General features: G+C 64.8%; 23 protein-coding genes. 18 read left to right on the top strand and 5 right to left on the bottom strand.

All coding sequences use genetic code 11. The features are described from left to right. The first annotated feature begins 49 nt into the window (after positions 1 to 49). The 5 genes from trxA (at position 50) to Q6A47_RS02860 (ending at position 5,550) form a co-directional block, all read left to right on the top strand. Positions 50 to 379 carry a thioredoxin TrxA gene (trxA, locus tag Q6A47_RS02880; protein WP_304482953.1) on the top strand — a complete coding sequence of 110 codons (330 nt, stop codon included), beginning with the start codon at positions 50 to 52 and terminating at the stop codon, positions 377 to 379. A 305-nt stretch (positions 380 to 684) separates the two neighbouring features. Then, entirely contained in the window at positions 685 to 1,944 is a 1,260-nt protein-coding gene (gene rho, locus Q6A47_RS02875; protein ID WP_039581904.1) for a transcription termination factor Rho, read from the top strand. Positions 1,945 to 2,111: 167 nt separating this feature from the next. After that, positions 2,112 to 3,575: a 4-hydroxy-3-polyprenylbenzoate decarboxylase gene (ubiD, locus tag Q6A47_RS02870; protein ID WP_039581901.1), complete on the top strand. Its 1,464-nt coding sequence runs from the start codon at positions 2,112 to 2,114 to the stop codon at positions 3,573 to 3,575. A gap of 4 nt (positions 3,576 to 3,579) precedes the next feature. Next, complete coding sequence (locus Q6A47_RS02865; protein ID WP_116890211.1) at positions 3,580 to 4,548, top strand: CDP-6-deoxy-delta-3,4-glucoseen reductase; 969 nt, start codon at positions 3,580 to 3,582, stop codon at positions 4,546 to 4,548. Positions 4,549 to 4,899: 351 nt separating this feature from the next. Then, a complete protein-coding gene (locus Q6A47_RS02860; RefSeq protein WP_029614735.1) occupies positions 4,900 to 5,550 on the top strand; it encodes a gamma-glutamylcyclotransferase in 651 nt (216 codons plus the stop codon). A 3-nt stretch (positions 5,551 to 5,553) separates the two neighbouring features. On the opposite strand, the gene Q6A47_RS02855 is transcribed toward Q6A47_RS02860, so the two are convergent. Further along, a complete protein-coding gene (locus tag Q6A47_RS02855) occupies positions 5,554 to 6,438 on the bottom strand; it encodes a LysR family transcriptional regulator (protein WP_304482949.1) in 885 nt (294 codons plus the stop codon). Positions 6,439 to 6,575: 137 nt separating this feature from the next. Between Q6A47_RS02855 and amaB the strand changes: the two genes are divergently transcribed. The 9 genes from amaB (at position 6,576) to Q6A47_RS02810 (ending at position 15,478) form a co-directional block, all read left to right on the top strand. Then, positions 6,576 to 8,066, top strand: coding sequence for an L-piperidine-6-carboxylate dehydrogenase (amaB, locus tag Q6A47_RS02850; protein WP_304482947.1), 1,491 nt, complete (start codon positions 6,576 to 6,578; stop codon positions 8,064 to 8,066). Positions 8,067 to 8,144: 78 nt separating this feature from the next. Then, entirely contained in the window at positions 8,145 to 9,431 is a 1,287-nt protein-coding gene (gene amaA / locus Q6A47_RS02845) for an L-pipecolate oxidase (RefSeq protein ID WP_304482945.1), read from the top strand. 108 nt (positions 9,432 to 9,539) lie between these two features. Then, positions 9,540 to 10,121, top strand: a complete 582-nt coding sequence (locus Q6A47_RS02840) for an alpha/beta hydrolase (protein ID WP_039581886.1) — start codon at positions 9,540 to 9,542, stop codon at positions 10,119 to 10,121. A 47-nt stretch (positions 10,122 to 10,168) separates the two neighbouring features. Then, positions 10,169 to 11,116 carry a sigma 54-interacting transcriptional regulator gene (locus Q6A47_RS02835; RefSeq protein ID WP_304482944.1) on the top strand — a complete coding sequence of 316 codons (948 nt, stop codon included), beginning with the start codon at positions 10,169 to 10,171 and terminating at the stop codon, positions 11,114 to 11,116. A gap of 184 nt (positions 11,117 to 11,300) precedes the next feature. Continuing rightward, positions 11,301 to 12,086, top strand: coding sequence for a MetQ/NlpA family ABC transporter substrate-binding protein (locus Q6A47_RS02830; protein WP_029614738.1), 786 nt, complete (start codon positions 11,301 to 11,303; stop codon positions 12,084 to 12,086). A 447-nt stretch (positions 12,087 to 12,533) separates the two neighbouring features. Next, a complete protein-coding gene (locus Q6A47_RS02825) occupies positions 12,534 to 13,199 on the top strand; it encodes an amino acid ABC transporter permease (protein ID WP_039581882.1) in 666 nt (221 codons plus the stop codon). Beyond that, complete coding sequence (locus Q6A47_RS02820; protein WP_029614740.1) at positions 13,180 to 13,839, top strand: amino acid ABC transporter permease; 660 nt, start codon at positions 13,180 to 13,182, stop codon at positions 13,837 to 13,839. The genes Q6A47_RS02825 and Q6A47_RS02820 overlap by 20 nt, the downstream gene beginning before the upstream one ends. Further along, positions 13,836 to 14,609 (top strand): amino acid ABC transporter ATP-binding protein, encoded by a 774-nt coding sequence (locus Q6A47_RS02815; protein WP_029614741.1) that lies wholly within the window; start codon positions 13,836 to 13,838, stop codon positions 14,607 to 14,609. Before Q6A47_RS02820 ends, Q6A47_RS02815 begins: the two co-directional genes overlap by 4 nt. Continuing rightward, a complete protein-coding gene (locus tag Q6A47_RS02810; protein ID WP_304482942.1) occupies positions 14,606 to 15,478 on the top strand; it encodes a transporter substrate-binding domain-containing protein in 873 nt (290 codons plus the stop codon). Before Q6A47_RS02815 ends, Q6A47_RS02810 begins: the two co-directional genes overlap by 4 nt. Before the next feature lie 16 nt (positions 15,479 to 15,494). Here the strand turns inward: Q6A47_RS02810 and Q6A47_RS02805 are convergent, their stop codons facing one another. Continuing rightward, entirely contained in the window at positions 15,495 to 17,858 is a 2,364-nt protein-coding gene (locus Q6A47_RS02805; RefSeq protein ID WP_304482940.1) for a penicillin acylase family protein, read from the bottom strand. A gap of 86 nt (positions 17,859 to 17,944) precedes the next feature. On the opposite strand from Q6A47_RS02805, the gene Q6A47_RS02800 reads away from it, so the two are divergent. Next, positions 17,945 to 18,496: a sugar O-acetyltransferase gene (locus Q6A47_RS02800; RefSeq protein ID WP_029614743.1), complete on the top strand. Its 552-nt coding sequence runs from the start codon at positions 17,945 to 17,947 to the stop codon at positions 18,494 to 18,496. Here Q6A47_RS02800 and Q6A47_RS02795 read toward each other — a convergent pair whose 3' ends face one another. Continuing rightward, positions 18,497 to 19,051 carry a DUF6436 domain-containing protein gene (locus tag Q6A47_RS02795; RefSeq protein WP_304482938.1) on the bottom strand — a complete coding sequence of 185 codons (555 nt, stop codon included), beginning with the start codon at positions 19,049 to 19,051 and terminating at the stop codon, positions 18,497 to 18,499. Between the two features lie 122 nt (positions 19,052 to 19,173). Here Q6A47_RS02795 and bipL point away from each other — a divergent pair, with 122 nt between their 5' ends. Further along, positions 19,174 to 20,103, top strand: coding sequence for a phospholipase BipL (gene bipL / locus Q6A47_RS02790; RefSeq protein WP_304482936.1), 930 nt, complete (start codon positions 19,174 to 19,176; stop codon positions 20,101 to 20,103). Here bipL and Q6A47_RS02785 read toward each other — a convergent pair. Further along, complete coding sequence (locus Q6A47_RS02785) at positions 20,096 to 20,848, bottom strand: DUF2059 domain-containing protein (RefSeq protein ID WP_116889814.1); 753 nt, start codon at positions 20,846 to 20,848, stop codon at positions 20,096 to 20,098. The two genes, bipL and Q6A47_RS02785, sit on opposite strands and share 8 nt — an antisense overlap. Positions 20,849 to 20,960: 112 nt before the next feature. Here Q6A47_RS02785 and Q6A47_RS02780 point away from each other — a divergent pair, with 112 nt between their 5' ends. Further along, positions 20,961 to 21,593 carry a 2OG-Fe(II) oxygenase gene (locus Q6A47_RS02780; RefSeq protein ID WP_039583307.1) on the top strand — a complete coding sequence of 211 codons (633 nt, stop codon included), beginning with the start codon at positions 20,961 to 20,963 and terminating at the stop codon, positions 21,591 to 21,593. Then, on the top strand, positions 21,580 to 22,071 hold the full coding sequence (locus Q6A47_RS02775) for a 2-thiouracil desulfurase family protein (RefSeq protein ID WP_116889812.1): 492 nt from the start codon (positions 21,580 to 21,582) through the stop codon (positions 22,069 to 22,071). Before Q6A47_RS02780 ends, Q6A47_RS02775 begins: the two co-directional genes overlap by 14 nt. Here Q6A47_RS02775 and Q6A47_RS02770 read toward each other — a convergent pair. After that, on the bottom strand, positions 22,028 to 22,561 hold the full coding sequence (locus Q6A47_RS02770; protein ID WP_304482932.1) for a substrate-binding periplasmic protein: 534 nt from the start codon (positions 22,559 to 22,561) through the stop codon (positions 22,028 to 22,030). The two genes, Q6A47_RS02775 and Q6A47_RS02770, sit on opposite strands and share 44 nt — an antisense overlap. Positions 22,562 to 22,628 lie beyond the last annotated feature (67 nt).

Below are 22,628 nucleotides of genomic sequence, written 5' to 3'. Positions count from 1 at the left end.
GGTACGGCTATGATGGGCCACTTTTTTCGCTTTCGACCTGGAGAACGCCATGAGCAGCGATCTGATCAAAAACGTCACCGACGCCACTTTCGAGGCCGAAGTGCTCAAGGCCGAAGGCCCTGTACTGGTGGATTACTGGGCTGAATGGTGCGGCCCCTGCAAGATGATCGCCCCGGTGCTGGACGCGGTTTCCGAGGACTACAAAGGCAAGCTGACCGTCGCCAAGCTGAATATCGACGATAACGAGGAAACACCCGCCAAGCACGGCGTGCGTGGTATCCCGACGCTGATGCTGTTCAAGAACGGCAACGTCGAAGCGACCAAGGTAGGCGCGCTGTCCAAGTCGCAGCTGACCGCGTTCATCGACGCCCACCTGTGATGTGAAGCGCCCCGCCGACGCTTGATGCTGTGCGCATGAGCGTGCCGGGGCTGCTTCGTGGCAGTCTTGGGTGAACCGCGTCTCCCGTCCCCTGGGTCCGGTTTCCACCGTCAAAACCACTAGACGCCCAAAAAAGCAAGTGTTACATTCGGCCTCGCACTGTTTCTCCAGTGCCCTCTACATGCCGTCGCCGACGCACTCCCAATTCGAATCAGTACGCGATCCTGTCGCCAATCTAGCGGCGCGGCTTCATTAAGCCAGAAGCTTAATTCCCCCCCTTCTTACATGATTACGTCACTCCCCTTATGAACCTGACAGAACTCAAGCAAAAGCCGATTACCGATCTGCTGGAAATGGCCGAACAGATGGGCATCGAAAACATGGCCCGTTCGCGCAAGCAGGACGTGATTTTCGCCCTGTTGAAAAAACACGCCAAGAGCGGCGAAGAAATCTCGGGTGACGGCGTGCTGGAGATTCTCCAGGATGGATTCGGTTTCCTGCGTTCGGCAGACGCCTCGTACCTGGCCGGCCCTGACGATATCTACGTCTCGCCCAGCCAGATCCGCCGCTTCAACCTGCGCACCGGCGATACCATCGTCGGCAAGATCCGTCCGCCGAAGGAAGGGGAGCGTTACTTCGCGCTGCTGAAGGTCGATACCATCAACTTCGACCGTCCGGAAAACGCGAAGAACAAGATCCTCTTCGAAAACCTGACGCCGCTGTTCCCCAACCATCGCCTGAAGATGGAAGCGGGTAACGGCTCCACCGAAGACCTCACCGGTCGAGTCATCGACCTGTGCGCGCCCATCGGCAAAGGTCAGCGCGGCTTGATCGTCGCCCCGCCGAAAGCGGGCAAGACCATCATGTTGCAGAACATCGCGGCCAACATCACCCGCAACAATCCCGAGTGCCACCTGATCGTCCTGCTGATCGACGAGCGCCCGGAAGAAGTGACCGAGATGCAGCGCACCGTGCGCGGCGAAGTGGTCGCCTCGACCTTCGACGAGCCGCCGACCCGCCACGTGCAGGTCGCCGAAATGGTCATCGAGAAGGCCAAGCGCCTGGTCGAGCACAAGAAGGACGTGGTCATCCTGCTGGACTCCATCACCCGTCTGGCCCGTGCCTACAACACCGTGATTCCGAGCTCCGGCAAGGTGCTCACCGGTGGTGTCGACGCCCATGCCCTGGAAAAGCCCAAGCGCTTCTTCGGCGCGGCCCGTAACATCGAGGAAGGCGGCTCGCTGACCATCATCGCCACCGCGCTGGTCGAGACCGGCTCGAAGATGGACGAGGTCATCTACGAAGAGTTCAAGGGTACCGGCAACATGGAACTGCCGCTGGACCGTCGCATCGCCGAGAAGCGTGTGTTCCCGGCCATCAACATCAACAAGTCCGGTACCCGCCGCGAAGAACTGCTGACTGCCGACGACGAGCTGCAGCGCATGTGGATCCTGCGCAAGTTGCTGCACCCGATGGACGAAGTGGCGGCCATCGAGTTCCTCATCGACAAGCTCAAGCAGACCAAGACCAACGATGAGTTCTTCCTGTCGATGAAGCGCAAGTAAGCGTTTCATCGCGGCAAAAGTGGGGGCCGCTACGTGTTTCATCGCCGGTGAACCTGCTCCTGACGGGGCGTTTCACCGGCGACGAAGCAGGTAGCGGCCCCCACTCATTTCAGCCAAACACGTTACACTCTGCACCCCGACCGATACGGCCAACATGAGGCTCACGCATGCAGTATCGCGATCTACGCGACTTCATTCGCGGCCTGGAGCAGCGCGGCGAACTCAAGCGCATCCAGGTTCCGATCTCGCCCATTCTGGAAATGACCGAAGTCTGCGACCGCACGCTGCGGGCCAAGGGCCCGGCGCTGCTGTTCGAAAAGCCCACCGGCTTCGACATGCCGGTGCTCGGCAACCTGTTCGGCACGCCCGAGCGTGTGGCCATGGGCATGGGCGCCGAGTCGGTGAGCGAGCTGCGTGAGATCGGCAAGTTGCTGGCCTTCCTCAAGGAGCCCGAGCCGCCGAAAGGCCTGAAGGATGCCTGGTCGAAGCTGCCGATCTTCAAGAAGGTCGTGTCCATGGCGCCGAAGGTGATCAAGGACGCGGTGTGCCAGGAGGTGGTGGTCGAGGGTGAAGACGTCGACCTGTCGCAACTGCCGATCCAGCACTGCTGGCCGGGTGACGTCGCGCCGCTGATCACCTGGGGGCTGACCGTCACCCGTGGTCCGAACAAGGACCGGCAGAACCTGGGTATCTACCGCCAGCAGGTGATCGGTCGCAACAAGGTCATCATGCGCTGGCTGAGCCACCGTGGCGGTGCGCTGGACTACCGCGAATGGTGCGAAAAGCATCCGGGCCAGCCGTTCCCGGTCGCCGTGGCGCTGGGTGCGGACCCGGCGACCATCCTCGGCGCGGTGACACCGGTGCCCGATACCTTGTCGGAATACGCCTTTGCCGGCCTGCTGCGCGGCAACCGTACCGAACTGGTCAAGTGCCGTGGCAACGACTTGCAGGTGCCGGCCACCGCCGAGATCATTCTCGAGGGCGTGATCCATCCGGGCGAGATGGCCCCCGAAGGCCCCTATGGCGACCACACCGGCTACTACAACGAAGTGGACAGCTTCCCGGTGTTCACCGTCGAGCGCATCACTCATCGGCACAAGCCGATCTACCACAGCACCTACACCGGCCGTCCGCCGGATGAACCGGCGATTCTCGGCGTGGCGCTGAACGAGGTGTTCGTACCGATCCTGCAGAAGCAGTTCCCCGAGATTGTCGACTTCTACCTGCCGCCCGAAGGCTGCTCGTATCGCATGGCCGTCGTGACCATGAAGAAGCAGTATCCGGGACACGCCAAGCGCGTCATGCTGGGCGTGTGGTCGTTCCTGCGACAGTTCATGTACACCAAGTTCGTTATCGTCACCGACGACGACATCAACGCCCGCGACTGGAACGACGTGATCTGGGCCATCACCACGCGCATGGATCCCAAGCGTGATACGGTGATGATCGACAACACGCCGATCGACTACCTCGACTTCGCGTCGCCGGTATCGGGCCTGGGGTCGAAGATGGGCCTGGATGCCACCCACAAGTGGCCGGGCGAGACGACACGCGAATGGGGCCGGGTCATCGTCAAGGACGAGGCCGTCACCCGCCGCATCGATGAGCTGTGGGACCAGTTGGGAATATAGAGTGATGCAGGTGACCTTGCAGCCGTCCGGCGCGGTACTGTCCGTGCAGCCGGGCGAAAGGATTCTGGAAGCAGCGCGGCGCTTGGGTTACGAGTGCCCGAGCAGTTGCCGCAACGGCAACTGCCATGTGTGCGCGGCATTGCTGGTGGAAGGGCGGGTACGCCAGGACGGCGAGGTCCGCGATCAGGGTGAGCTGTTCACCTGCATCGCCGAGCCGCTGGAAGACTGCGTGCTGTTGTGGGATGGGGTGTTGGCCCTCGGTGAACTGCCCGTGCGCGCGCTGGCCTGCAGCGTCAGCGAATGCGTCGAGGTCGGCGGCGATGTCTGGCGCGTGCGCCTGCGCGCGCCGGCTGGCAAGCTGCCGCGCTATCACGCCGGGCAGTACCTGCTGATCGAGCGCGAAGGTGCGGACAAGGCCGCGTTTTCCCTGGCCTCGGCGCCCCACGCCGGACGCGATCTGGAACTGCACGTGCTGGCTCGCGAGCGCAGCGCCGTGCAACTGATCGAGCAGTTGCAACGCACGGGCATGGCGCGCGTCGAACTGCCGTTCGGCGATGCCCATCTGGCCGAGCTGCCCGACGGTCCGTTGGTGCTGATCGCTGCCGGCACCGGCATGGGCCAGATGCACAGCCTGATCGAGCATTGCCGTGCCCATGGCTTCGAGCACCCGGTCCACCTTTACTGGGGCGTGCGGCGCCCGGACGAGTTCTACGCCATCGAGCACTGGGCGCAGTGGCAGCGCTTGCCCAATCTGTTCCTGCACAAGGTGGTCAGCGACCTGTGTGGCTGGGAGGGACGCTGCGGGCTGTTGCACGAGGCGGTGCGCGAAGACATCGCCGACCTCAACAGCGTGCATGTGTATGCCAGCGGCTCGCCGAACATGGTCTATGCCACGCTCGATGCCCTGGTGGAAGCGGGCATGGATGCACACCGCATGCGCGCCGACGTCTTCGCCTACGCCCCGCGCAATTGAAGCGACGGACGTGTCGCAATGACACGTCCGCAGTAATAACCAAAGTTGCAGGCGTCGATTATAAGGTCGCCATTATTACTGAATGCATGAATAACTTTTAATCTATTCATAACCGTCGTTCCGGCTGTCGGTATTATGCATAAAACTGTGCTCTCGGGGCTTGAGCGCCTCTGCGCGATTGCCTTAAGTTATGCGCATGGACTTCACCCAGCGTCGTGTGCGCTGCCCCAGACGGCCAGCGGACGCTGGCGGTGCAAGTTCGTGGGCTTTGTCCGAAGTGTATCTGCACTCGCCCATACTGCGTTCAAATAGACCCTGGTCCCTTTGCACAGGAAACAACGGCGGCAGCCTATGTCGGTACTTGAAAGTTCTAAGTGGCAAGTGTCCTATCCCCCTTCGCTGGATTTCGGCCAGCAACTGACTCCCGATCAACTGCATCTTTCGATGCAGGCGACCATGTCCCGTCATGAAGGCGGGCCGGTGTGGCTGTTCGCCTATGGCTCGCTGATCTGGCGTCCGGAATGCGATTCGGTGGAGCGCCGGCGCGCGCGCGTGCATGGCTATCACCGCGGTTTGTACCTCTGGTCCCACGAGCACCGCGGCACGCCGGAATGCCCAGGCCTGGTGTTCGGGCTCGACCGCGGCGGCTCGTGCAGCGGCTTCGCCTATCGCCTGGAAGAGCGCTGCCTGGAAGACTCCTTGCGCGCCTTGTGGCAACGCGAGATGCCGTTCCCGGCGTATCGTCCGCACTGGCTGACTTGCCGCCTGGACGACGGCAGCAAGGTACAGGCGCTGGGCTTCGTACTCGAGCGCCACCTGCCGTGCTACGCCGGCAACCTGCCCGACAGCCTGCTCAGCCAGATCCTCGCCAATGCCAAGGGCCGCTTCGGCACCACGCGCGACTATGTGGAACAGACGCTCAAGGCCCTGCGCACGCACCAGATGCCCGACCGTGGCCTGGAGGCGCGTTTCCAACGCTGCCACGACGCCCGCCACGCCTGAAGCTCACTGGCCGACGCCGATCCACTCCACCAGTGCCCGGACCTTGGGCACTTCTGCCGCATGCTCGGCGTAGGCCAGATAGTGCTTGCCCGGGCTTTGCATCGCATGCTCCCAGGCGATCACCAGGCTGCCTTCGGCCAATTCGCGACTGGCCAGGTAGCGCGGCACCAGCGCGACGCCGCAGCCCGACTGAGCGGCACTGAGCGCCATGTAGAAGGTATCGAAGCGCGGCCCCTGGTAGCTGTTGTCGGTGTGCAGGCCCTGCTCCAGGAACCATTCATGCCAAGCCTCGGGCCGCGACGTGCTTTGCAGCAATACCCTTGCCGCCACATCGGCCGGCCCCTTCAGCGCGCCCTCGCTGAGCAGCTCCGGCGCGCACACCGGCACCACCTCCTCGCCGAACAACTCGATGCAGGTCGCGCCGGGCCAAGTCCCTCGTCCATAGAAGAACACCACATCGGCCGAGCCTTGCAGCAAGGCGAAGGGCTCCATCTCGTTGCGGATGTCCAGGTGAATGTTCGGGTGGCGCTTGCCGAAGCCCTTGAGCCGGGGGATCAGCCAGCGCACGCCGAAACTCGGCTGGGTGGCGACCTTGAGCACTTCGGTCTGCTCGCCGTAGGTCAGGACGTAGCGGCTGGACATGTCCAGCTGAGTGAGGATCTTGTTCACCTCGGCCAGGTACAACGCGCCGGCCGGGGTGAGCTGCAAGCGCCGGCGGATACGCAGGAACAGGTGATGGCGCAGCAGCTCTTCGAGCTGCGCCACCTGTTTGCTCACCGCGCTCTGGGTCAGGTGCAACTCCTGAGCGGCACGGGTGAAGTTCAGGTGGCGAGCCGCCGCCTCGAAACACTGCAGGGCCGTCATCGACGGGACCAGGCGCTTGGACATGGTTTTTCTCGAGGCAGTCAACTATTCCCGAGGGGAATGATTAGAGGAATAAAGGTCATTTGTGGCAGCGAAGCAATCGGATTAATACTGATTGCCAGTCACTTTTCAACCGTCCAAACGATTCCAGGAGAAGCACCATGGTTGCTGGATTGCTCGAGCGTCTCGGCGTTGCCGCTGCGGATTACACCCAGGGCGAACACCCTGTCCACACGCCGATCGACGGCAGCCGCATCGCTTCGGTGACACTGCTGGGCAAGGACCAGACCGTGGCCTGCATCGACCGTGCGCAGCAAGCCTTCGAGCGCTGGCGCGATGTGCCGGCCCCGCGCCGTGGCGAGTTGGTGCGCCTGTTCGGCGAGGTGCTGCGGGCGCACAAGGCCGAATTGGGCGAACTGGTGAGTATCGAGGCGGGCAAGATCACCCAGGAAGGCTTGGGCGAAGTGCAGGAGATGATCGACATCTGCGATTTCGCCGTCGGCCTGTCGCGTCAACTGTACGGCCTGACCATCGCCTCGGAGCGCCCCGGCCACCACATGCGTGAATCCTGGCACCCGTTGGGTGTGGTGGGGGTGATCAGCGCGTTCAACTTCCCGGTGGCGGTGTGGGCGTGGAACACCACGCTGGCGCTGGTGGCGGGCAACGCCGTGGTATGGAAGCCTTCGGAGAAGACCCCGCTGACTGCCTTGGCCTGCCAGGCGCTGCTGGGCCAGGCGCTGGACGCCTTCGCCGATGCGCCCCAGGGACTGACCCAACTGGTGATCGGCGCCCGTGAAGCCGGCGAGGCCTTGGTCGACGACCCGCGTGTCGCGTTGATCAGCGCCACGGGCAGCACCCGCATGGGCCGCGAAGTGGCGCCACGGGTGGCCGCGCGCTTCGGCCGCTGCATCCTGGAACTCGGTGGCAACAATGCCATGATCCTCGCCCCCAGCGCCGACCTGGACCTGGCCGTGCGCGGCATCCTGTTCTCTGCCGTGGGCACCGCAGGTCAGCGCTGCACCACCCTGCGCCGGCTGATCGTCCACCGTTCGATCAAGGACGAAGTGCTCACTCGCCTCAAGGCCGCTTACGCCAAGGTACGTATCGGTGATCCCCGCCAGGACAACCTGGTCGGTCCGCTGATCGACCAGCAGTCGTTCGACGCCATGCAGGGCGCGTTGGCCCAGGCCCGTGACGAGGGGGGTGCCGTGTTCGGCGGCGAGCGGCAACTGGCCGAGCGCTATCCGAATGCCTACTACGTGGCGCCGGCCATCGTCGAGATGCCGACCCAGAGCGCGGTGGTGCGTCACGAAACCTTCGCGCCGATTCTCTACGTGCTGGCCTACGACGATTTCGACCAGGCCTTGCACCTGAACAACGCCGTGCCGCAGGGCCTGTCGTCGTGTATCTTCACCACCGACGTGCGCGAGGCCGAGCGCTTCCAGAGCGCCTCCGGCAGCGATTGCGGCATCGCCAACGTCAACATCGGCACCAGCGGCGCCGAGATCGGCGGCGCCTTCGGCGGTGAGAAGGAAACCGGTGGTGGACGCGAGTCCGGCTCGGATGCCTGGAAAGGCTACATGCGCCGGCAGACCAACACCGTGAACTACTCCCGCGAGTTGCCGCTGGCGCAGGGCATCGTCTTCGACTGAGCGATCTGAATACGGGGCCCGGCGTCGGTCCGCGCCCCTGCAAGGCTACGACAAGAACAACATTGCAGGAGCCGGGCCATGTCCGATCTGCGTCAAGCCTGTCTGTGGGAAACGATCACCCGGCCAAGCGTCGCCGTCCAGCCTCTGGCCGGCGAGCGGCGGGCCGATGTCTGCGTGATCGGCGCTGGCATCACCGGGTTGTCAGCGGCGTTGCACGTGCTCGAGCAAGGCCGTTCGGTGGTGGTGCTGGAAGCGCACGAAGTCGGGCGTGGCGGCTCCGGGCGCAATGTCGGCCTGGTCAACGCGGGCACGTGGATTCGTCCCGACGATGTCGAGGCGACCCTGGGGGCCGAACGTGGCGGGCGGCTGAACCAGGTGCTCGGCCAGGCGCCGGCCGAGGTCTTCGCCCTGATCCAGCGCCTGGGCATCGAGTGCCAGGCCAGGCACCAGGGCACCCTGCACATGGCGCACAACGCGGCCGGCATTGCCGATCTGCAAGCGCGCCAGGCGCAATGGCAGCGACGTGGCGCCGATGTGCAACTGCTGACCGGCGCCGCCTGCCGCGAGTACTGCGGCACCGAGCAGATTGCCGCCGCGCTGCTCGACCGCCGCGCCGGCACCCTCAATCCCATGGCCTACACCCAAGGGCTGGCCGACGCCGTGCAGCGGCTGGGCGGCGTGCTGTTGCAGCAGTCGCCGGTGCAGGCGCTGGTGCGTGACGGCGACGGCTGGCAGGTGACGACTGCCGGCGGTAGCGTGCGGGCGCAGCAGGTGGTGATCTCGACCGGCGCCTACACCGAAGGCGACTGGACCGTGCTGCGCAAGCAGTTCTTTCGCGGCTACTACTACCAGATCGCCTCGAAACCGCTGCAGGGGGCGGCGGCGGACCAGATCCTGCCCCACGGTCAGGGTTCGTGGGACACCCGCACCGTGCTCAGCAGCATCCGTCGCGACGACCAGGGCCGCCTGCTGCTCGGCAGCCTCGGGCGGGTCGACAACAAGCCGGCCTGGTTCGTGCGCCGCTGGGCCGACCGCATCCAGCGTCACTACTTCCCGGAACTGGGCCAGGTGCCTTGGGAGATGCACTGGACCGGCTGCATCGACTTCACTCCCGATCACCTGATGCGCCTATTCGAGCCGGCGCCGGGGGTGGTGGCGGTGACCGGCTACAACGGCCGGGGCAACACCACGGGCACGGTGATCGGGCGCGCCTTCGCCGAGTTTCTGCTCAAGGGCGACCACCAACACCTGCCCATTCCCTTCTCGCCGATGAAGCCGGTCAGCGTGCCGTCGTTGCGTACGTTGTTCTACGAATCAGGCTTCTCGCTGTATCACGCGGGGCAGTGTCTGCGGGTCGTGCTGTAGGTGAATAATGATTTTGGTTATTAATAAATAGCTTCTTATTCCTTTGAGAATATAACCGTCTCTTTATACTGGTGCCCCAAGACACCCCAGTTCCAAGGAGGCGACCCCATGCGCAGTGCATCCATTCGTTACCTGATTGTGCCGGGCTGGCAAGGATCGCCAGACAATCACTGGCAGAGCCATTGGCAGCGCAGCCTGCCCAACAGCGTCAGGGTCGAGCAACTGGATTGGCTGACGCCGCAGCGCGGCGATTGGGTGGCGGCGCTCGACCAGGCCATCGTCGCCGAGCGTTCGCCGGTGATCCTGATCGCCCACAGCCTGGGTTGCATCACCGTGGCCCATTGGGCGGCGCAGGCCAGCCCGAGCGCGCTACGTCAGGTTCACGGCGCCCTGCTGGTCGCACCGGCGGATGTGGAGCGGCCGACCTGCGCGGCGGCGTTGCGCAATTTCGCACCCATTTCCACGCAGCCGTTGCCGTTCCCCAGCCAGGTGGTCAGCTCGGACAACGACCCGGCCGTGAGTGTGCCGCGCGCACTCGCCTTGGCCAGCGCCTGGGGCGCGGAGGTCGGGCTGCTGAGCAATGCCGGGCACATCAACGTCAAGTCCGGCCACGAACGCTGGGAGCAGGGCTTCGCCTATCTTTTCCGGCTGCAAGGGCGTATCGACCAGCAGGCCCTGCGTCGCGCCTGAACACGCTTTTCACCGTTGCACCGCGCGCTGCGGGGCGGGAGTCTGCCATGAGTTTCAATCACCCTTTTGGCCAGCCGTTGCTGACCTTTCCCGAGCTGGACAAGAGCCCACTGAGCATCCGCGCCAAGGCGCTGGTGTTCGTCGATCCGCGCTCGCAGCAGCTGCGTGAGGCGCTGGAGCGCCTGGCGCCGCAGCCGCTGCCGGTGTTGATCCGCGGTGAGACCGGCACCGGCAAGGAGTTGTTGGCGCGGCAGATTCACCGCGCCAGCGACCGTGCCGGGCTGTTCGTTTCGGTCAACTGCGCAGGCATCAGCCACACCTACGCCGACGCCGAGCTGTTCGGCTACAGCGCCGGCATTCATGGCGGCAGCGCCAGCAGCCGTGCCGGCTGGTTCGGCTCGGCCAACGGCGGCACCTTGTACCTGGACGAGATCGGCGATTTGCCACTGACGATCCAGGGCAAGCTGCTGGCCGCCTTGGAGAATCGCGAGGTGACGCGGGTCGGCGCGCAGCAGCCGCAGGCGGTGGACGTGCGCCTGGTCGCCGCCTCCAGCATCGACCTGGCCCAAGCGGTACGCGCCGGGCGCTTCAATGAACGGCTGTACCTCTACCTGCACGAGGGTGAGCTCGAGCTGCCGCCGCTGCGCGATCGGGTCGGTGACATCCTGCCGTTGGCCGAGTATTTCGTCGGTATCTACAGCGCCCGCCTGGAGCGTGGCGTAGCGCTGATCAGCGAGGCCGCGCAGCAGGCGCTGGAGGCGCACAGTTGGCCGGGCAATACCCGCGAGCTGGAGAACGTCATTCACTTCGCCTTGCTGCAGGCCGAGGGTGAGGAAATCCTGCCGCAGCACCTGGACCTGCCGGACCGTTCGCCTCTGGCCAGCCTGGAGACGCGGCTGGCCCAGTTGGGCCGCAGCCGCGAGCCGCAGACGCTCGCCGCACTGCGTGCACTGCTGCAGAAATATCTGACCGAGCTCAAGCCTGGCGCGGGCTAGAGGGCATTCAGAGTGCTCAGAAGCGAAAGCCATGATGGCTTTTTGTTTTTGGAATAAGCATTGAATTAAAAGATATTGTTAGGGCATAAAAATTACCGGTATTGTCCGCTCCACGCCCGCCGCTTGCGGTGCGGCACCTGAATTCGCCATCGTCGATGGCCTAGGCTCAAGAACAAGGATCACCATGAAGAAGACCCTGCTGACCACGGCGTTCGCCGCTGCGCTGTCCCTGTCCGGCCTGTCCCAGGCGGCCGAGAAACTGGTGGTGGCGGCCACGCCCGTGCCCCACGCCGAAATCCTCGAGCTGATCAAGCCGACCCTGGCCAAGGAAGGGGTGGATCTGGAGATCAAGGTCTTCACCGACTATGTGCAGCCGAACGTACAGGTGGACCAGAAGCGCCTGGATGCCAACTACTTCCAGACCCTGCCGTACCTGAAGAACTTCAACGAAGGCAAAGGCACCCATCTGGAAACCGTGGTCGGTGTGCACGTCGAGCCCTTCGGCGGTTACTCGAAAAAGGTCAAGAGCCTCTCCGAGCTGAAAGACGGCGCCACCGTCGCCATCCCCAACGAGGGCAGCAACAGTGGCCGCGCCTTGCTGCTGCTGCAGAAGGCCGGGCTGATCACCTTGAAAGACCCGAGCAACGCCCTGGCCACACCGAAGGACATTGCCCAGAACCCGAAGAAGCTCAAGTTCCGCGAGCTCGAATCGGCCATGCTGCCGCGTGTGCTGGATCAGGTCGACCTGGACATGATCAACACCAACTATGCACTGGAAGCGGGCTTGAATCCGGCCAAGGACGCCCTGGTGATCGAGGGCAGCGACTCGCCTTACGTCAACTTCCTGGTCGCCCGTCCTGACAACAAGGACAGCGATGCCATGCAGAAGCTGGCCAAGGCCCTGACCAGCCCGGAAGTGAAAGCCTTCATCGAGAAGAAGTACCAAGGCGCAGTGCTGCCAGCGTTCTGATTCGCCGCTTCAGCGCTCCACCGGAAAACGCCGACGCTTTTGCGTCGGCGTTTTCGTTTGTGGAAACACAGGGCGGGTGATACTCAGCGCGCGCCGTTCAGCGCCTTGTACAGGGCCAGCAGCCATTGCAGTTGTTCAGGGGTGGCAGGGGGAGTGGTGTGGGGCATGGGGTCATCGCTCAAGGCCGAGGTGCCTGTCGTGCGGGAGCTGTTTGAGGGCTTGGGACGAGGAAAGATCCGGAGAGGGGAGATGAAATTTCCAAGCCGGTAAGTGGGTGATATCAATATGCAATAAAGGTATTTAGAGAAAATTTCTTATGCCTTTAGAGTCTACCCATGGTGCCCACCGGCGCCCTCCACGATGACCCGCGCCGCTGAGCGAACCTCGCGCCGCACAGGGAATGTTCGCCATGTCGTACCCCGTAGAGCCTGCACCGAGACGTCGTCCGTGACGTTCGATACCGCCTTCTTGCTCAGCACCTTGCCCGCTTTCGTCAGCGCCGTCGGCGTGACCCTTCAGGTCGGGTTGATCGCCATCGCCACGTCGCTGCTGGTGGCCCTGTTCAACGCCGCACTTCTGGTGCTGCGCACGCCCTACCTGTGGCGCATGGTCAAGGGCTACGTGGAATTGGCTCGCAACACGCCGTTGCTCATCCAACTGTTCTTCGTCTACTTCGCACTGCCGAGCCTGGGCCTGAAGGTTTCCGGCTTCGCGGCGGCGATCATCACCCTGACCTTCATGGGCGGCGCTTACCTCACCGAGGTGCTGCGTGCCGGCGTCGAAGCGGTGCCGCGTGCGCAACTGGAATCCGGACGCGCCATCGGCTTGTCCGAGGGCCAGTTGCTGCGCCATGTGATCCTGCCCCAGGCCAGCATTCTCAGCCTGCCGGCACTGTTCGCCAACTTCATCTTCCTGCTCAAGGAGACCACCGTGGTGTCGGCGGTGGCGGTGCCGGAAATCCTCTACACCACCAAGAACTACATCGCTTTGTACTACAAGACCTACGAGATGCTCACGGTGCTGACGCTGCTGTGCGTGCTGCTGTTCCTGCCCCTGTCGTTGCTGCTACGGGCACTGGAAAGGAGGCTGCAACATGGCCAGTTCGGCAATTGAGCTGTTGCTGGTGTCCTTGCCGCAACTGACCAGGGGCGCGGCGCAGACCTTGGCCATCTCGGGGCTGGGCATCGTTTTCGCGACCGTGGGCGGGGTGTTGTATGGCGTGCTGGCCACGCTCGGTAGACGTACGCTGAACATCGCCCTGCAGGTCTACCTGGAGCTGTTTCGCGCCATTCCGGTACTGGTCTGGCTGTACTTGGTGTTCTTCGGTCTGCCGATCGTCTTTTCCGTAAGCATTCCCAGCTTCTGGTGCGCCGTCCTGGTGCTGGGACTGTGGGGCGCCAGCGAGATCGGCGAGGTGGTGCGCGGTGCGCTTACCTCGCTGCCGCGCGGACAGCGTGAGGCAGGGCTGTCGATCGGCCTGTCCGGGCTGCAGCTGTATGGCTACGTGTTGCTGCCCCAGGCGCTCAAGCGCATGACGCCGCCGACCATCAACCTCTACACCCGCATCGTCAAGACCAGTTCGCTGGCCGTGCTGATCGGCGTGGTCGAGGTGATCAAGGCCGGGCAGCAGATCATCGAGCGCACCTACGAATCGGTGTTGATCTATGGCGCCCTGTTCCTGTTCTTCTTCTTCGTCTGCTATCCGCTTTCGGCCGCCTCGCGCGCGCTGGAGCGCCGCTGGGCACATTCATGAATGCATTGATCGAATTCCAGGGTTTCAACAAGTTTTTCGGCGAGCACCAAGTGCTCAAGGACATCGACCTGCAGGTTCAGGCCGGCGAAGTGGTGGTGATTCTCGGCCCCAGCGGCTGCGGCAAAAGCACGCTGCTGCGTTGCCTGAATGGTCTTGAAGCTGCGCACAGTGGCAGTTTGCGCCTGGACGGGAAGGAGTTGTTGCAGCCCGGCACCGACTGGCGCCAAGTGCGTCAGCGGGTCGGCATGGTGTTTCAGAGTTACCACCTGTTCGGTCACATGAGCGTGATCGACAACCTGTTGCTCGGCCCGCTCAAGGTGCAGAAACGTCCGCGCGCCGAAGCCCAGGCGCAGGCCGAGACGCTGCTGGCGCGGGTCGGCTTGCTGGACAAGCGCGATGCCTTCGCGCGCCAGCTCTCAGGCGGCCAGCAGCAGCGTATCGCCATCGTTCGCGCGCTGTGCATGAATCCCCAGGTGATGCTGTTCGACGAGGTCACCGCTGCCCTCGACCCGGAAATGGTCAAGGAAGTGCTGCAAGTGATCCAGGGCCTGGCCCGCGACGGCATGACCCTGCTCATCGTCACCCACGAAATGGCCTTCGCCCGCGCGGTGGCCGATCGCATCCTGTTCATGGAGGCCGGCAGGATCCTTGAACAGAACGACCCCGAGAGTTTTTTCAGTCGACCGCAAACCGCACGCGCGCAGCAGTTCCTGGACAAGTTCTCCTTCGTCGAAAGCCTGCCGAAGACAACGCACAAGGAGCTGTCATGAAAACTGCCCACCTCACCAAGCTGCTGGCACCGCTGTTCGGCCTGGCGCTGCTGGCCGGCTGCGACAAGCCGACCGATTCCTCGGCGGCAGCCAAACCCGCTGCCTCGGCCAGCTACCTGGACACCATCAAGGCCCGCGACAAACTGATCGTCGGGGTCTTCACCGACAAGCCGCCGTTCGGCTTCGTCGATGAAAAAGGCCGCTATGTGGGCTTCGATACCGACATCGGCCGCCGCTTCGCCAAGGACCTGCTCGGTGACGAGAACAAGGTCGAGTTCGTGGCCGTGGAGCCAGCTAGCCGCATTCCATTTCTGCAGAGCGATAAAGTCGACCTGATCCTGGCCAACATGACCGTCACCCCGGAGCGCAAGGAAGCGGTGGATTTCACCAACCCCAACCTGCGGGTGGCGGTGCAGGCCATCGTCGCCGACGGCAGCCCGGTAAAGGCCCTCGACGACCTGGCGGACAAGACCATCATCGTCACCACCGGTACCACTGCCGATATCTGGCTGAGCAAAAACCACCCCGACTGGAAGCTGCTCAAGTTCGAGAAAAACAGCGAATCGCTGCAGGCCTTGGCCAATGGGCGCGGCGATGCCTATGCCCAGGACAACCTGATCCTGTTCAGCTGGGCCAAGCAGAACCCCGGCTATCGCGTGTTGCCGCAATTGCTGGGCGAGGAAGCGCCCATCGCGCCGGCGGTGAAGAAGGGCAACACCGAGCTGCGCGACTGGGTCAATGCCGAGCTGGCCAGGCTCGGCGAGGAGAAATTCCTGCTCAAGCTCTATGACCAGTACGTGCGCAAGGAGCTGAGCGACGATACCCCACCTGAAAGCGTGATCGTCGAAGGCGGCAAGTGGCAGGGCTGATCGCCCATTCAAGCCCCTAGCGCGCCGGCACCAGGCGCAAGGTGCTCTGCGCCGGTATCACGCCCATCTGCACCTTGCGGTAGCGCCCTTGCACGTAATCCTCGGCCTGGTCGGCGTAGTGCCGGTCGAACGGTACGCCGCTCTGGCCCACGGGGTTGATGGTCAGGGCCTGGGCCGGGTCGGCGAAGTCGATCAGGCGCCGGGTCGAAGGTCCGTAGTTCACTGGCCAGGGCGCCGGGCCGATCTTCGCCGAGAGGTTGTTCGGCACTTCATGGCTGCCGGGCGCGGCGAAGGGGCCGACGTTGAACAGCAGGTTCAACGGCTTCTGCTGCCCCAGCGGGTGATTGTGGCTGAGGGTGTGGGCCTTGCCCCATTGCCAGAGGCCCGGATCGTCGCCGTACAGCTCGCGCAGATGCGCCAGGCTGCGCTGCCAAGCCAGGCGTACGATGGCGGTGCGGTCGGTGGGTTGCGGGCTACCGCGCAGCGTCCACCAGGGCGAGTCCACCTCGGCGGCCAGGCGCGGTAGCGCGGCATCGATGGCGCGGGTGTTGATCAGTGCCTGGAACCAGGTATCGCCCAGTTCGTCGTGCAGCGCAGCGTAGGCCAGCTCGTAGAGGAACTGGTTGAACAGCGTGGCGCTGGTGGACTCCAGCGGATAGTCGCCACCCCAAGCGGCCAGTTGCTCGACCAACTCCTGTTGCTCGACGCCTTCGGCCACCTGCCGCAGGGTGTTCAGCAGCGGCGCGAGGGTGCGTGGGCCGTAGTCGGTACTTGTATCGAGCTGCAGGGCCTGGCTGTTGTCCAGATCCCATTTGACGTGCGCAGCGGACAGTTGGCGGTCCAACTGCCGACCACGGTCGGGCAGGTTGTAGTAGCCGGGAATGGGCATCGCTGCCGGAGGCTGATAGTTGGCCGAGACGATGTAGCCGCTGGCCGGATTCTCTTGCTGGGGGTTGGCGCTGAAGGGATAGAAGCCAAGCTTGTCGGCCTGGGCGCTGCTGCCGTCGAGGATGAACGTGGGGTTGACGCCCTGTGGACGGATCGGCAATTGCGCGGCCGCCCACCAGCCGATGTCGCCCGCGGCGTTGGCCCACACCAGGTTCAAGCCCGGTGCGTGGATCTGCGCGGCGGCGGCGCGCATCTTGTCCAGGCTGTCGGCGCGATTGATCTGGTAGAAGGCCTCCAGAATCGGATTATCGGTCTCCAGGAAGGCCCACCACAGGGCGACCGGCGTAGCGCCGGCGGTATCGCCGAGCACGTCGTTGACGATCGGACCATGGGGCGAGCGGCGCAGGGTGATGCTCACCGGCGCCTCGCCCTTGACCGCGATCTGCTGCTCGGTGCGTTCGAGTCTGTGCCACTGGCCATCGACCAGCACCTGATTGGCGTCGTCCGGATGGGTCTTTTCGGCGATCAGGTCGACGTCGTCGTTCTGGAACATGGTCAGGCTCCAGCCGAAGTCGCGGTTGTGCCCCAGCAGGGCGAACGGGTTCAGCGCCTGGAAGTGACCGTACAGGTTGAAGCCGGGGGCTGACAGTTCGGCCTCGTACCACACCGCCGGCACCGCGAAGCCAATGTGCGGGTCGCCGGCCAACAGCGCTCGGCCGCTGCGCGTGCGGCTGCCGGCCACGGCCCAGGCGTTGCTGCCTTCGAACTGGGCCACACCCGCATCGCCCAATGCTTCGTGGCTCAGCCGCGCCAGGTTTTCCAGGCTGCGCCAGTCGCTGGCGGCCAGGGCCGGGCGCAGCGCGCCGTCCGGATGCCAGTCGAGGTCGAAGATTTTCAGGTAGTCGGGGCCGAGTTGGTCGCGGATGTAGGTCAATGCCGGTTCGGTGCGGAATGCGGCGGCGAAGCTGTAGGCCAGGTAGCCGGCGACGCTCAGGGTGTCTTCGGCGGTGAAGGGGCGTTCGGCGATGCCCAGCAGGTCGAACTCCACTGGCCGCGGATGGCTGCTTTGCCAGCTGTTCACACCGTCGAGGTAAGCCTGCAACGCCTGCCAGGAGCGCGATTGAGGGTCTGCGCGTGCGGCCATGCGGGCCGCCTGCTCGCGAATGCGCAGACTGCGAAACAGCGTGTCGGTGCGCACCAGCTTGCTGCCCAGCACCTCGGCCAGCTCGCCACGGGCCAGGCGCCGTATCAGTTCCATCTGGAACAGTCGGTCCTGGGCGTGTACGTAGCCCAGGGCGCGATACAGGTCGGTTTCGTTGGCGGCCTGCAGGTGCGGCACGCCGCGTGCGTCGTAGCGCACGGCCACCGGTGCGCTCAGGCCGGGCACGGTCGCTTCGCCGGCACGTTGCGGCAGCTTGGCGTGCACGTACCAGTAGCCGGCGCCCGCGGCGCTGGCCACGACCACCGTCAGCAGTATCAGACGACGTTTCATGGGACTCCCTGTGATTTTGCGCGGTGCGCGAGGTCAGATGATCAGCGCAAAGGCGCCTCGAAGAACAGACCCCTGCAGGAGTTTCCATGTCCCTGAGCGAAAAACAGAAAATGCTGGCCGGGCAGCTCTATCACGCTGGCTGCCCCGAGCTTCAGGCCGAGCAGATGGCCAACAAGCGCTGGATGCAGCGCTACAGCGAAAGCGCCTTGCTGTCCAAGGAGGCGCGTCATGCCTTGCTGCAAGCGCATTTCGCCGAGGTCGGCGAGGGCGTGGTGATCCGCCCGCCGTTCTATTGCGACTACGGCTACAACATCAGCGTGGGCAGCAACACGTTCATCAACTTCAGCGTGGTGATCCTCGACGTGCTGCCGGTGCGCATCGGCGACGACTGCCAGATCGCGCCCTCGGTGCAGATCTATACCGCTGACCATCCGCTGGATCCGGCCATGCGCCGCACGGGCCTGGAAAGCGGGCGGCCGGTGACGATCGGCAACAACGTGTGGATCGGCGGTGGGGCGATCATCCTGCCGGGCGTCACCATCGGCGACGACGCCGTGGTCGGCGCCGGTAGCGTGGTCACCCGCGATGTGCCGGCCGGTGCGGTGGTGGTGGGCAATCCGGCGCGGGTGCGCGATTGATCAGGACCGCCAGGGGCAGTAGCAGCCGCTGGCCAGGGCGTTGGAGGCATCGACGTGGCGGCCTTGGAGCAGCGCGCGCAGTACCGGTTCGATGAAGCTGTTGCTCGAATTGCACACCGCCCCTGCACTGTAGGGGCCGAAGTAGGCGAGCCGGCCTTCGCGGTCCCAGATGGCCACGGCAGGCGAGGCGGGGAGCTGTTCGCTGCCGGGCAGCTCGGCCAGGGATTGCAGGGCGTCGAGGTTGGCCGGAAGCTGGCCATCGCTGCCGGGCTTGCGCAGCACATGGAAGGTCACGCCCTGGGGCGCGAAGTGCTCGACCAGCTCGGCCAGGTGCTGCTGGTTACCGACGTTGCACGGGCAGGCCGGGTCCCAGAAGTGCACCACCCGGATCGCTCCCGGCCCGGCGAGCCCGGCCGGCAGGCGTAGTGTGCCGCCCTCGAACAGCGTGGCGGAATCGTCGAAGGTGCGCAGGTAGCGAGACTGGAAGCTGTCGTAGGCCCACCACAGGGCGGCGGCGCAGAGCAGGGCGGCAAGCAGGGTACTGAGGGTCTTCATGGAGTGTCCGCGATGGGGCGGCGGCACTCTGGATCGAGCACCGGACGAAGTCGTCAGCTTGCCATGGCCGGACGCAGAGCTGAATATCGCAGATCAATACTTGCGCGACTGCGGACTTTTCGATGCTGCCGACCTTTCACCCCGACCTGCTGCGCGCCAGCTTCGCCCCCTTGTCCACTCGCCCGCCGCTGTCGCCGCAGGCCCAGGACTACCAGCGCTTCTACGGACTCGACCTGCCGGTGATGTCATGGCTGGGCGGCTTCAGCGTGGCGGGCTTCGACCTGGCAGGGCAGGTGTGGGTGCCGCAGGCGCCGGTGGCGACGCTGTTCCTGCTGCATGGCTACTACGACCACATGGGCCTGTACCGCCACGTGATCGACTGGGCGCTGGGCCAAGGCTTCGCAGTGATCGCCTGCGACCTGCCCGGGCACGGCCTGTCCAGCGGCGCACGCGCCAGCATCGCCGACTTCGCCGTGTATCAGCAGGTGCTCCACGCGCTGTTCGAGCAGGCGCGTCTGCTCGACCTGCCGCGGCCCTGGCATCTCTGTGGACAGAGCACTGGCGGCGCCATCGTGATCGATCACCTGCTGCATTGCGCCGAGCAGAGCCCGGCCGACGGCCAGGTGATCCTGCTGGCACCTTTGGTGCGGCCACGGGCCTGGGGCTGGTCGAAGTTGAGCTACCGGGTGCTGCGTCATTTCGTCGATGGCATCGAGCGGCGCTTCACCGCCAACACCAACGATCCGGCGTTTCTCGCCTTCCTGCAGGACGACCCGCTACAGCCCCGGCGTTTGCCCACGGCGTGGGTCGGCGCCTTGATGGCCTGGGTCCGGCGCATCGAGGCGGCGCCGCACAGTGGGCGTCGGCTGCTGGTCGTGCAGGGCGAGGCCGACGGCACGGTGGACTGGCCGTACAACCTCAAGGTGCTCAAGGACAAGTTCGACGAACCGGACATCCTGCTGCTGCCCCAGGCTCGGCATCACCTGGCCAATGAGCTGCCGGACATCCGCCAGTGCTACTTCGCCTTCCTCGACCAGCGCCTGCTCAGTTGAGCTCGGCGCTGCTCTGACCCACGGCCAGGCCCGCGCGCACGGCGGCCAGGGCGGCTTGATAGTAGGCCTTGCCTGGCGCCGACTCGGCGAATTCGACGAAGCGCTCCAGCTCGTCGTCGCTCAGGTCGCGGTAGACGTACAGCAGCGTGTTGTTGAGGTCTTCACCGATTTCGTTCATCAGGCGCTGGCGCTGGCCGTCGAGCAAACCTTGGGCCTGACCGTTGCCGAGCAGGCCGGGAATCATCGAGCTGAGGCTGTCGGCGGCGACCCCGGCGATGGCCAGGCTCACTTCCGCGCCGGCTTCGCGGGCCGGAAGCGCCTGGGCCAGGTGACCGATGGCCAGCAGGCGGTTGTCGCTGGCTTCGATCCTGGGCAGGCCCTTGGCGTTCTTGGCCAACTGATCCTTGCGGGTGGCCAGCAACTCGGCGGCGACCACCTTGCGCCCGACCGAGGACTGGAAGAACGCCAGCGCGGGCGCCGGGTTCTTCAGCTTGGCGCGCAGTTGGGCCTGGGCGCGGGTGTCCATGGCCTGGGCCTGGAAGCGCTGATTGCTGTTGTTGACCAGGGCCTGGAACAGCGCTGGAGGCAGGCTGTTGCGGTAGCGCAACTGGGCGGCGCCGAGGGCGTCGTTGAAATGGGCGCGTTGCTCAGGCCAACCCGCGGCCTTGTACAACTGGTCGAGGCTGTCTGCCCAGACAGGCATGGTGCAGATCATCAGCAGAAGCAGGGAAAACAGACGGCGCATTCAGGACTCCTGTCGGCAGGTCGCCATTGTCCGTGGGGCGGCAGGCCTTGTCGAGATATCCGCGCGCTTCTCGGCCAAGCGGCGCTGTGCGCGCTCGGGGCGAATGGATATGATGCGCGCCATGCCTAATCCCCTTGAACATCCCCTGCTGTCGGCCGTGGTCGACGACCTGGCCACCCGTGGCTGGTCGCAACAGCCGCTTTTCCTGCCCGACGCGCTGGCCCGTGCGCTGGCGGCCGAATGCCGTCGCCGTCATGCCGAGGGCGAGCTCAATCCCGCCGGCGTCGGCAGGGGCGCGAGCCAGGAAGTGCGCGAAGCGATTCGCGGCGACCAGATCCAGTGGATCGATCCCGGCCAGGCCGAGCCGTGCGACCGCTACCTGGAACTGATGGACACCCTGCGCCTGGCGATCAATCGCGGCCTGTTCCTCGGGCTCGAGGATTTCGAGTGCCATTTCGCCCTGTATCCGCCCGGGGCGTTCTACCTCAAGCACCTGGACCGCTTTCGCGACGACGATCGGCGCATGGTCTCGGCGGTGCTCTACCTCAACCACGACTGGCAACCGACCGAGGGCGGGCAGTTGCGCATGTTCCTCGCCGATGGCGTCGAGCGTGACGTGCAGCCGCAAGCGGGCAGCCTGGTGGTGTTCCTGTCCGGCGATATACCCCACGAAGTGCTGCCAGCGACGCGCGAACGCCTGTCGCTGACCGGCTGGTTCAGGCGGCGTGGCAATGATCCGTTCTGATTTGCCGAAGGTCCTGGTCAGCGCCTGCCTGCTGGGCCAGCCGGTGCGCTACGACGGGCGCGCCAGTGGCCATCCGCAGGTGCTCAGGCGCTGGCAGGCCGAAGGCCGGGTGGTGCCGCTGTGTCCGGAAGTGGCTGGCGGGCTGCCCACGCCACGTCCGGCGGCGGAGATTCGCGGCGGGCAAGGTGGCCAGGTGCTCGACGGGCAGACCCAGGTGATCACGGTCAGCGGCGAGGATGTCAGCGCAGCGTTTCTCGGCGGCGCCCAACAGGCGCTGGCGCTGGTGCGACGGCATGCGATCAAGGTAGCGGTGCTCAAGTCCGGCAGCCCGTCCTGTGGCAACCAACTGACCTACGATGGCACCTTCAGCGGTGTGAAGGTGCCGGGCGAAGGGGTGGTGGCTGCACTGTTGCGCCGTGAGGGCGTGCGGGTGTTCAGTGAGCTGGAGCTGGAGGAGGCTCGGCAGGCGCTGGAGTGACGGACGGCGCCGTCTCGGCCTTCGTCTCGGGGTCGAGCCACTTGTGTTCCAGCTCGGCGGTTCGTCCGCTGTCCTCGAGCCGCTGCAATGCATTGTTCAGCGCGCTCTCGAATGCAGGGTTGTCTTTCTGGAAGGGGATGACCAAGGTCTTTTCGGCGAACGGCTGACTCAGGTCGAGCGCGCCTTGGCTGGCGGGTTGACCTGCTACCGGTGTCAGGGCGATATCGTACATGCCGCTTTGCACGCCGGGCAGCACCTCGTTGGCCGGCGCTTCGACGAACTGCGCGCGCACGTCGAGTTCACGCGCCAGTTCCTGGCCGAACTCGATATCGAAGCCGGTCAACTGCTCGTCTTTCTTGAACGCGTAAGGGGCGTTGTCGGTCTGCACGGCGATGCGCAGCTCGCCCCGGTCGTTGATTTCGTCGATCAGCTCGGCCTGGGCCAGTGGGCTGATGAGGGCTGCCAGCAGCAGGCCAGTGGTCAAACGCATGGAATTCCCTTCTGATTCTCGGCAGATGAAGTCAGCTCGCCAAGGCTTTTGGGTCGGCCAGGGTCGA

It is taken from the genome of Pseudomonas boreofloridensis, assembly GCF_030580795.1.
GTDB classification, from domain to species: domain Bacteria; phylum Pseudomonadota; class Gammaproteobacteria; order Pseudomonadales; family Pseudomonadaceae; genus Aquipseudomonas; species Aquipseudomonas boreofloridensis.
The sequence above is the reverse complement of the archived record's forward strand: the minus strand, read 5'-3'. Positions and strand labels throughout refer to the sequence as shown.